The 7,587-nt window shown below is 44.4% G+C and carries 13 protein-coding genes; 3 read left to right on the plus strand and 10 right to left on the minus strand.

Going from position 1 to position 7,587, the window contains the following annotated elements:
* Positions 1–131: 131 nt before the first annotated feature.
* Entirely contained in the window at positions 132–944 is an 813-nt protein-coding gene (locus tag QUB70_RS15710) for a TIGR00297 family protein (protein WP_332981709.1), read from the minus strand.
* An 11-nt stretch (positions 945–955) separates the two neighbouring features.
* On the opposite strand from QUB70_RS15710, the gene QUB70_RS15715 reads away from it, so the two are divergent.
* Entirely contained in the window at positions 956–1,387 is a 432-nt protein-coding gene (locus tag QUB70_RS15715) for a VOC family protein (protein ID WP_332981712.1), read from the plus strand.
* Between the two features lie 33 nt (positions 1,388–1,420).
* On the opposite strand, the gene QUB70_RS15720 is transcribed toward QUB70_RS15715, so the two are convergent.
* From QUB70_RS15720 to QUB70_RS15740, 5 genes are all read right to left on the minus strand, one after another.
* Complete coding sequence (locus QUB70_RS15720; protein ID WP_332981739.1) at positions 1,421–1,696, minus strand: hypothetical protein; 276 nt, start codon at positions 1,694–1,696, stop codon at positions 1,421–1,423.
* Positions 1,651–1,872 (minus strand): HNH endonuclease, encoded by a 222-nt coding sequence (locus QUB70_RS15725; protein WP_332981714.1) that lies wholly within the window; start codon positions 1,870–1,872, stop codon positions 1,651–1,653. The genes QUB70_RS15720 and QUB70_RS15725 overlap by 46 nt, the downstream gene beginning before the upstream one ends.
* 2 nt (positions 1,873–1,874) lie before the next feature.
* Positions 1,875–2,147 carry a hypothetical protein gene (locus tag QUB70_RS15730; RefSeq protein WP_332981715.1) on the minus strand — a complete coding sequence of 91 codons (273 nt, stop codon included), beginning with the start codon at positions 2,145–2,147 and terminating at the stop codon, positions 1,875–1,877.
* A gap of 143 nt (positions 2,148–2,290) precedes the next feature.
* Positions 2,291–2,902 carry an esterase/lipase family protein gene (locus QUB70_RS15735; RefSeq protein ID WP_332981718.1) on the minus strand — a complete coding sequence of 204 codons (612 nt, stop codon included), beginning with the start codon at positions 2,900–2,902 and terminating at the stop codon, positions 2,291–2,293.
* 2 nt (positions 2,903–2,904) lie between these two features.
* Positions 2,905–3,522: an esterase/lipase family protein gene (locus tag QUB70_RS15740; RefSeq protein WP_332981720.1), complete on the minus strand. Its 618-nt coding sequence runs from the start codon at positions 3,520–3,522 to the stop codon at positions 2,905–2,907.
* Between the two features lie 318 nt (positions 3,523–3,840).
* Here QUB70_RS15740 and QUB70_RS15745 point away from each other — a divergent pair, with 318 nt between their 5' ends.
* The gene (locus tag QUB70_RS15745; protein ID WP_332981721.1) at positions 3,841–4,311 is read left to right on the plus strand and encodes a hypothetical protein; all 471 of its coding nucleotides are present in this window, start codon (positions 3,841–3,843) and stop codon (positions 4,309–4,311) included.
* 104 nt (positions 4,312–4,415) lie between these two features.
* Here the strand turns inward: QUB70_RS15745 and QUB70_RS15750 are convergent, their stop codons facing one another.
* Positions 4,416–5,573 carry a tetratricopeptide repeat protein gene (locus QUB70_RS15750; protein WP_332981723.1) on the minus strand — a complete coding sequence of 386 codons (1,158 nt, stop codon included), beginning with the start codon at positions 5,571–5,573 and terminating at the stop codon, positions 4,416–4,418.
* 13 nt (positions 5,574–5,586) lie between these two features.
* Here QUB70_RS15750 and QUB70_RS15755 point away from each other — a divergent pair, with 13 nt between their 5' ends.
* Positions 5,587–5,886, plus strand: a complete 300-nt coding sequence (locus QUB70_RS15755) for a YgiT-type zinc finger protein (protein WP_332981725.1) — start codon at positions 5,587–5,589, stop codon at positions 5,884–5,886.
* Between the two features lie 18 nt (positions 5,887–5,904).
* On the opposite strand, the gene QUB70_RS15760 is transcribed toward QUB70_RS15755, so the two are convergent.
* The 3 genes from QUB70_RS15760 to QUB70_RS15770 form a co-directional block, all read right to left on the minus strand.
* Positions 5,905–6,657 (minus strand): PPC domain-containing protein, encoded by a 753-nt coding sequence (locus QUB70_RS15760; protein ID WP_332981726.1) that lies wholly within the window; start codon positions 6,655–6,657, stop codon positions 5,905–5,907.
* A 206-nt stretch (positions 6,658–6,863) separates the two neighbouring features.
* The gene (locus QUB70_RS15765; protein ID WP_332981727.1) at positions 6,864–7,079 is read right to left on the minus strand and encodes a hypothetical protein; all 216 of its coding nucleotides are present in this window, start codon (positions 7,077–7,079) and stop codon (positions 6,864–6,866) included.
* A 120-nt stretch (positions 7,080–7,199) separates the two neighbouring features.
* Positions 7,200–7,454 (minus strand): hypothetical protein, encoded by a 255-nt coding sequence (locus tag QUB70_RS15770; protein ID WP_332981728.1) that lies wholly within the window; start codon positions 7,452–7,454, stop codon positions 7,200–7,202.
* Positions 7,455–7,587 lie beyond the last annotated feature (133 nt).

Raw genomic sequence — 7,587 nt, forward strand, 5'->3', positions numbered from 1 at the left:
AAGATGCCCATCCCATAAAATTTTTTTTCTTGTGGAATGGGCCGGAGAGCCCGTTCCAGAATTTGATTAAAAGGATTTTTGCAAGAGGTCTATTAGTTGATTGCTTGAGACTAATGACTGGTGACTAATGACTAAGCTAAAACAGCACTCCAGGTCGCGGCTAAAACGATCGCTGCGATCGCTCCGATCAGCGTATTAAAAAAATTTACTACCTCGTTGGTCAGCCACTCAAACTTTGATTGCACCGTCGCCCCAATCACGCTCTCAATGTTCGTGGCAATAAAAGCTGCGATAACACAAAAAGCAATTCCTGTCAAGTCAATTAAACCAACAGCCCAACTCAAAAGTGCAATGAGAATGGAGGCGACAATACCCGCGATCGTTCCTTCCAAACTTACGGCCCCTTCCGTACCCCTAGGTACAGGCTGCAAGCTGGTAATCAAAAAAGTCCGCGAACCGTAAGCTTTGCCGATTTCGCTGGCGCTGGTATCGGAAAGTTTGGTGCAAAAACTCGCCGCGTAACCAAGCAATAACAGGGAAATCACATCTTGCGGCACAGGCATCTTGCCTGTATCTGCTAAAATAGATAATGCCAAAACTCCAACAGCGCAAAGAGTAGCGGTTAAAGCCGAACCCCAGACATTTTCCGGGCCTCGGGCGCCCGATCGCTTTTCGGCTATGCCTTCTGCTTCTTTTTGAGCTTTGCCGATGCTGGTAACTCCCGATCCGACAAGAAAGTAAAACATCACCACAGCATAGCCTTGCCATCCCAAACAGCCCCAGATTAGGACGCCCAATACCCAGCCGTGAAATTGGCCAGCGGGAGTGAGCAATTTTTTAGGAGCAATGGTGCCGATCGCGAGTAAAACTGTATTTAGGGCGATCGCCACCAACCAAGGATTAGACCAAGATAAATAATTAAAGAACAATTCTGAATTTTGCATTTAGTACCTCCATGAACCAAGTCTTATTTCATCTTGCCTTCCCCGTGACCGATATTGCCCAAACCAAAGCGTTCTATGTAGACGGGCTGGGCTGCAAACTAGGTCGCGAATCGCCGAATTCTGCGATTATGGGTCTGTGCGGCCATCAAATTGTCGCCCACGTCAGCCACGAACCTTTGACGCCTCAGCGAGGCATCTATCCCCGGCATTTTGGGTTAATTTTTACTTCCGAAGCTGACTGGGAAGGGTTGCTAGAAAAAGCCCAGCAAAACAACTTAAATTTCTATCAAGAACCGAGACGGCGATTTGTCGGTTTGCCTACAGAACACCGTACTTTCTTCTTAGAAGACCCTTTCCACAATATACTTGAGTTCAAGTATTACTGCGAAGCTGAAGCAATTTTTGGTCGCAGCGAATACGCTGAAGTTGGCGATGCTGTTTGATTGCTGCGCGAAATAACAACCAGTTGCAGCATATCAACTTTCGGATTGAATCAAATCACCTGCTGGTGGATGTCGCCCTATAGCTTTGTCAGCAGTACGAATATTAATAACTCTTTCTCGATTTAAGACTAATGCTGTAACTGTAGCTCGTCCAATTGTAGTTAAACCCAGTATTGATAATCCATCCGCCGACCAAATAAAATGTTCGTTCCAGGTATCTTGTCTGGGATTAAACAATGGTACTTCTACACTCGACTGGGTATCTATGGCTGTAGTTTTATCGGATTTTGACGGTTGCAATGAAAGCACGCTAGTGCCAAATTGTCAATATGGTTACTCCCTTTTTTAGTGAGAGGAATGATGTGCTCGATCGTAAACTCTACATACTGCCATTGTTCGGAAGCATGGCAATATTCACACAAAGAGTTGGCTCTCTGACGAACTTGATTTTGGATATTCTCAGGAATTTGACTGCGAGCGGACATTTCTATACTGTAGGCTGAATCTGGCCCAAGAAAAGATTGCGGACAGTTCGATTGACAAAACTGAGGTAATCGTCGATTTCTTCGTAAAGATTCAGTTCTTGGTCTTCTTCGGGATTGAGTTGCAAATTTTGTTGTTTTTCCAACAGTTCTTCTATGCGATTTTTGACTGTTGTAGAGGCTCGAAAAATCGGTATTCCTTCCACTAATTCAATGCGAACTGCTCCTTCTATAGGCAGAGTGTTTCGCAGCTTTTCCAGTTTTGGCAGGACGATCATAATTGTTAATTTTATGGGTTTCCATTAAGATTATATCAATAAATTTTAAATCCGTCTAGGTAGACTCAAAAATACCGAATAACGAACCCCTACTTTTAAACAAATCGGGGTTTTCCAAACAGAGCGTTTTACTTTACAGCCAGCTATTTATCAATCTTTAATGGTTCTGAAAGTGCTTCAGCGACCGCTTTTAAACTGCTGGAATGCCTCGCCATCATGGCATGGGCGAATACGGACAATTTTACTTCTTTTGCCGCCGAGATTTGGGAACTAGAAGCGGGTACGATGATGAAATCCCAATCTGTCCAAATCGAAGTAAAATTGAGCTTCTCCAACAATACAGCATCTCGATTTAAATCTTCCAGGAAAGCACTGCCAGGACGCATTTGAACGCAGCCTTTTCCCCAGAGAGTGTAAGCCATCCAAGTACCGCTGTGAGGAGAAGATATGGCAATAAAGCGCTGCACTCGGTTAATGCCGCCTAACCTTTGCAGGTAATAGCGAGTTACTAAACCGCCCATGCTCAATCCTACTATATCTAGATGCTGTTCTGGCGCAAAGGTTTTGTCTATATAATCTGCTATTTGTTGGGCTAATTCGTCTAGGCTGGCGTTGCCCCAATGAGGCGAAAGATTGAGGGTGTAGACTGACCAACCCAGTTGGGTGAGGTAGGCAGACATTTTGTAAAAAATTCCCGATTTTATGAAGATGCCGTGAATTAGCAAGACTGGGTTGCGGCTCAAATTGCTATTCATTTTTAAGTGGGAATTTTATTTTCTATAGGTGCTTTGAGTTCTTCAACTATTGCGTTAATACTTTGGGGTTCGGTCACCATTTGGCGGTGCAGCAAAACGTTGAGTTTAACTTCTTTACCTACTGGCATTTGGGAGCTGTTTGACGGTACAATCATTATGTCAAATGGCGTCCACATTGATGTAAAGTTTATGCGTTTGAGCATTGTCACATCTTGATTCAAATCGCGCAGCAAGCCACTATCGGGGCGCATATCCAGGTATCCTGGTAGGCGTAGGGAATAGGCGGTGAGGGTGCCGCGGTGGGGGGAAGATAGGGTGATGAAACGCTGTACGCGGTTGATTCCTCCGAGTCGCTGGACGTAGTAGCGGCTGACGATGCCGCCCATGCTGTAGCCTACTATGTCTAAAGGCTGTTCTGGATCGAAGGTTTCAGAGATGTAGTCTGCGAGTTGCTTGGCCAGAAAGTCGAGGCCGAGGCTGCCGTCGTTGGGTGTGAGGTTGAGGCTGTGGACTGACCATCCGAGTTGGGTGAGGCGGGCGGACATTTGGCTGAAAATCATCTTTGTGTCCCAGATGCCGTGTATGAGGATGACGGGATTGCGATCGAGCGAACTGTTCATTTGAAAAGAAAATTGCTTGCTGATTACAGCATAGATTACTCCCCTAGGGAGTTTTACCCCTACTAGGACAGCTAGCGAATCGGATCGAGCTTACGATCGACAATTAGTGGGAATCGCTAACAAATTCTGAGATACTTGTAAATAAGTGCAAAGCCCTGCTAGTATTTATACCTAAAATTTGCTTTGATGAGGCAGCTTAGATACAGCAAAATGTAAATTTTGATGAATAAATGTAGACAAAGGTTGCCTTACATCGTAGTCTGACTTTGTTGACAAACTTGTACAAATTTCTCTAAAAGAACAAAAGGAGTAAGTCTAATGTTTGGTTTTATCAAAAATTTCTTCGGCGGTATTTTCGGCTTTTTCGGCAGACTGTTGGGCTTGAAAAAGTCTGAATATTTCCTAGATTTGGGCGAATCGGGAGCGAAGGAACCAGCTAAAGTTGAGCCTGCGAAGGCTGAGACTGCTGCGATCGCACCTGCAAAAGTTGAGCCTGTTAAGTCAGACAAGTCAGACAAGTCAGACAAGTCAGAACCGGCGAAGAAGGCTAAGGTAGAGAAAAAGTCCAAGAAAGAAAAGGAACCAGTCGCTAGCGTTCCTGCTAATAATGCGGAACCAGCTAAGATACCAGCAGCGGCAGCAACTAACGGGAAAGTGCCGAGTCAACCTGAACCGAATCGGACTTTTGCTCCTAATAATTTAATGCCGACATCAAATGCAACTCGTCGTGGCCCCGGCCCCAGCATGAACAATTTTCGGGAAATGGCCCGTCAGGTGAAAACGAAGTAGGAAATTGGGAATTAATAATAGGGAATTGGGCAGGGCATAACTCCAAATGCTGCGTTAAAAAGTTTAAAAATGGCATTACTCATTTTTAATTTTAACTCTTTGTTCTATTCCCTATTTTTTTGGTTTTTGAGGAAGGCTAATCCGCTATATAGCTGAAAAGCTGAGTCCCAAGGAGTTTCGGATTTGCGCTCGACTTCTATATGAGATTCGATTTTGCTCAACATATTAGTGTAATCGAGCACTGTCTCGGCAAAGGAAGTGAATTCTGACCAAACTGTAACGTCAAACTGGCGATCGAATATTTCCAGTAAATGATTCCAGTTAATTCTGGTTGTACTTTGAGGAATTTGTTGGGAGTTTTTGACTCTGGATGTTTTGTGTTTCGGGTTGGGTGAAGTGGGGATATCAGCAGAAGTTTTGGTGAAGTCAACTCCTTTTTGAAATTCGTAACTTTGGTCGCAAATTCGCAGAATGCAGTTTCTGCTGGGAATGTGCAAGTCACAGATTTGAGCGTAATCTTGGGTGATTTCTCTGTGGCGAAATTGCTCGGTTCTTCGGTTGGGCGAGTAGTCCATGACTTCGATGAATATCGGTAATAAGCCTTCTACTCTTTGGCTGACTTCTGACCAGTTAAATTCGATCGCACCGAGTCTATTTAGGTTATCTTTACAAACAACGGTTGGGGAAGAGAGAGATTGGAAGTGTTGCACTCGGAAGATTTGGATTTTTTGAATATCGGCTAGGGTTTCCCAAAATACGGGAATGCCGGCGTTGAGGAGTTCTTGACCGTAAATTCGGAGTTCGGCGATGGGGCCAGTTTTGTAGAGTCTCCAGCCGCGGCTTTGGATTTGCATCCGGGTTGTGTAGGCGTCGATTTTAAAGATTCTGCTGATATTTTCAATGGCTGCGGGTTTGTTTTCGGGACTCACGGGTTCGAGGATGAGGAGTCCGGGTTCGAGGTTGCTGGGGTCGTTTTTGGCGGTTTCTATGGCTTGTTGGCGGAGGTTTTGTTGTGCGGTTTCAATCCGTTGAATACCTTGGCGGGCTTGGGAGACTATTTTGGGGTTGGTGATGTCGCGGAGTATTTGTTTGTAGGTTGTTTGGGCTTTTTCGAGGTTGTTGGTGAGTTCGTAGTAGCGGCCGATGTAGTATTGTACCCACGGATTGTCGGGTGATTCTTTTTGCAGTTGTTTGATGAGTTGGGCTGCTTGTTTGTAGTCTTTGCCATCTAGGGCGGCGGCTATTTGGTTGATGTCTGTCATGGCGGTTGGGAGAATGGCGTTGTTTCTATCTTGGCTGATGTTTGGTTGGTTCCGCCACTGGTTAACAATTTTGGCTCTCGTGTTAACTTATAGATATGATATCTGGAAAGAAACAATGGTGGAACAAAAGGTAACTTACACGATTGAAATCAATGGTAAGTTTATTATTATTGAAAATGTTCCTGCTAGAGTGTGTTTGGAAACGGGAGAGCGATTTTTTTCGCCTGAAACTGGGGAACGGTTGCAGAAGATGATTTGGGAAGATAGAAAACCTATTAGGGTAATTGAAACACCTGTTTTTGAGTTTGCTTAGCGATTGGTTAAAGTTCACTTAAAGTTGATTGGAATTAACGCTTAATGTGTAAGTACCTTTGCTGGTGCGATCGCCTCCTTTAACAAGTATTTTATAAGTGCCGTTACTAGGCAATTTTACGGTGAGTTGAGACTCTCGGCCATTCTGGGAGTTGCCTGTTTTTTCGGCAATCTTTTTGCCGCTGGTGTCGAACAGTGTTATGTTGTGGTCGAATGCTCTGCTTTTGAGGTCGATCGTAATAGATTGACCTGCCCGTCCTTGAAATGTGTGTTGGCGGGATTCGCCTTCTTTTAAGGTTTCTCGGCGCTGTAGGATGGAAAGGGAGGTGAGTTGTGGTCGATCGACATTGCTCAAATTTAAGCCGTAATTTGTCACGGCGGCCCCGGGGCCATTTCCTTCTCTGACTGCGATGATAAAGGCTGTTTTGTTGTTGGGATCTCGGACTATTTTGTCAATAAAATTAGCTTGTACTTTTTGTTCATTTATAGCTTTTGGTTGGTTAAAATTGGGTTTCGATATACAGAGAACTACGCCTCCATCCTGATAGCGGGCGGCGTAGAACAAATAGTTTTGACCGTTAGTCGTAACTTCGTTTCTGCTAAAGATAGTGAATCTTTCAAGTTGCGGTAGTTGCTGGTTGCGCTGGCAATTTTTATCGATGTATATCTCGTTGGCTGATGGCTGTCGCTGGGCGAAAACTGCTGGTACGGTAGTGGTTACAATTGCTGAGATGAGGGTGATGGTAATGGTGATGGGCGATCGCATTTTCATGAATTATTCTCCGGTTTTTGGTAGAAACTTTTTGCAGCGATCGTATTTGATGATTTTTAACCGCAGATTCACGCAGATTCACGCAGATGAAGGCAAAGGTAGATACGAATTATGAGCTGAGTTCGAGCGCCCCCATCTCTAGTTCTGAGTATTCTTAAAACACAAGACTTGGATCGAAAAAATTAGATGTTCGAGCGCCCTGTTTATCATATTCCCAAAGTGTGCCGGAGTGCTGCATCCACTGTCGCCATATCTGGCATAATACCAATTTGGCGATCGATTTCAACTTCTAGAAGCGTCACAAGATTGTCTGTCATAATTACCGAGTCAGCTAGCAATCCAGTTTGCTGCCCTTCCGGTGTCGATCGAGAAACAAAAACCCGGCTTGGGTGTCCTGAACGCGCTAAATTGCTAGTAATCATAGCCGTAATTGTTTGCCCTAAACCAGTCCCAGATTATTAGCTTGAACTATCAAAGCTGGACGGCGTTTCGCAGTACGCAAGTCCGAGCTGGGGAACAAAACCAAAACCACATCACCGCGATTATAAGGCATCGTAAGCATCCATATCGGGTAGTTCCCAATCAGGAGCAAATCTGCTCAACCGCATCCGTAAATCTGCTGCTTGTTCGTGGTTGATACCGCGAGATTGCAAGTTTACTAACCCTATTTTTGGCATAAAAGTAACAATAACTTGCGCTTCTTCTATGTCGGTGGGTGTTTCCAGTAATTCGATTTTGCCATTTCGATATATGCCCTCTACTGACTGTAACATTTTACTTCTGTGATAATTAGCCATTTACATTTTAGCTGCGATCGCCACACCCAGCAAGTCTCGGTACTTTTTGTTGATATTAAGCTGTTGTGCATTTAAATTGTATATTTCGAGTCCCGATCGAAAATCGTCAAATCCTCTCCCCCTCTCCCCTTCT

The sequence above is a fragment of the Microcoleus sp. A003_D6 genome (genome assembly GCF_036702825.1).
GTDB lineage: Bacteria > Cyanobacteriota > Cyanobacteriia > Cyanobacteriales > Microcoleaceae > Microcoleus.

Coding starts and splice junctions, on each gene's coding strand:
- QUB70_RS15710 (WP_332981709.1), bottom strand. CDS start 944: ATGCAAAATTCAGAATTGTTCTTTAATTATTTATCTTGGTCTAATCCT.
- QUB70_RS15715 (WP_332981712.1), top strand. CDS start 956: ATGAACCAAGTCTTATTTCATCTTGCCTTCCCCGTGACCGATATTGCC.
- QUB70_RS15725 (WP_332981714.1), bottom strand. CDS start 1,872: ATGTCCGCTCGCAGTCAAATTCCTGAGAATATCCAAAATCAAGTTCGT.
- QUB70_RS15730 (WP_332981715.1), bottom strand. CDS start 2,147: ATGATCGTCCTGCCAAAACTGGAAAAGCTGCGAAACACTCTGCCTATA.
- QUB70_RS15735 (WP_332981718.1), bottom strand. CDS start 2,902: ATGAATAGCAATTTGAGCCGCAACCCAGTCTTGCTAATTCACGGCATC.
- QUB70_RS15740 (WP_332981720.1), bottom strand. CDS start 3,522: ATGAACAGTTCGCTCGATCGCAATCCCGTCATCCTCATACACGGCATC.
- QUB70_RS15745 (WP_332981721.1), top strand. CDS start 3,841: ATGTTTGGTTTTATCAAAAATTTCTTCGGCGGTATTTTCGGCTTTTTC.
- QUB70_RS15750 (WP_332981723.1), bottom strand. CDS start 5,573: ATGACAGACATCAACCAAATAGCCGCCGCCCTAGATGGCAAAGACTAC.
- QUB70_RS15755 (WP_332981725.1), top strand. CDS start 5,587: ATGGCGTTGTTTCTATCTTGGCTGATGTTTGGTTGGTTCCGCCACTGG.
- QUB70_RS15760 (WP_332981726.1), bottom strand. CDS start 6,657: ATGAAAATGCGATCGCCCATCACCATTACCATCACCCTCATCTCAGCA.
- QUB70_RS15765 (WP_332981727.1), bottom strand. CDS start 7,079: ATGATTACTAGCAATTTAGCGCGTTCAGGACACCCAAGCCGGGTTTTT.
- QUB70_RS15770 (WP_332981728.1), bottom strand. CDS start 7,454: ATGGCTAATTATCACAGAAGTAAAATGTTACAGTCAGTAGAGGGCATA.